The organism is Mesorhizobium sp. PL10, assembly GCF_053714315.1.
This window is the reverse complement of sequence record NZ_JBSKBR010000156.1, coordinates 1-896: the sequence shown is the minus strand read 5'-3', so window position 1 is coordinate 896 and position 896 is coordinate 1. Positions and strand designations below refer to the sequence as shown.

1 protein-coding gene and 1 pseudogene are annotated in these 896 nt (G+C 57.5%); both read right to left on the bottom strand.

Annotated elements, in window-relative coordinates:
- Positions 1-269: pseudogene (locus ACWGTO_RS33605) on the bottom strand (transposase); the annotation flags it as partial.
- A gap of 46 nt (positions 270-315) precedes the next feature.
- On the bottom strand, positions 316-896 hold a 581-nt coding region (locus ACWGTO_RS33600; RefSeq protein WP_454578968.1), incomplete at its 5' end, for a DMT family transporter.

Below are 896 nucleotides of genomic sequence, written 5' to 3'. Positions count from 1 at the left end.
GCGCCAGGCAAGTTGGATCAGGCCGCGGCGTACGCGGGCGTTGCCGGCCTTCGCCAGTCCCTTCTGCCGCCGCTTGGATCCGCTTTCGTCGGGCGCGCCAGTAGGGCTAGCATAGCGCGCTACAGCTCGCGGGTCGCGAAGATTCCGGGAAAGCACCTCCTGAACCAGCATGCTGCTGTCTCGATGCCGATGCCGATAATGCTTGCGATGAGACGCACCATCGCATGTGGTCTCGCCTCCCGCTCCTGTTCGAGACGCGCAAGGCCCGCCTGTGAGGATATTGGTCCTCGGAAAAGAGACAACAAGCACGGTGCGTTACTCCCTTTCGCCGATTGAGCGCACCTGTATGGGGACGCCGCGACGATCAGGCATTGACGTGATTAACGCACCAAGAATGATAGCCAGGGACGCACACATTCCTGAACCTGTCAGCCATTCGCCGAAGAACACGGCGGCAAAGAGCGCGGAAAAGAACGGCTCGCTCGATTCGATGACCTGTGTTTTGTACGCTTCGATATGCTGTAGGGCGAGAATCGTGCAGTAAAAGCCGCAAAATGACGGAATAACGCCCAGCGACAACAGGCTCGGCAATGCGTTTGCCGACGGAATTTGTGCACCGCTCCATAAATAGGGCACGGCGAGCATGACCAGTCCATACGCCAGGAACAACCAGAAATTTTCCAAGGACGAGCGGAGTTTGAAGAATTTCCAAGCGAAGATGAAGCTGGCATAACCCAGGCCAGCAATGAGGGCGAGAGTAACGCCCATCGTGCTTCCCGTTACCAGCCCGTCGCCGGCAATCAGGAAGAAACCGCCAAGAAAGACCATAACCATGGCAAACGCCTTCTGCGTCGTTACTCTTTCCTTCAAGATGACGATGTCGAGCGCGATTGCGC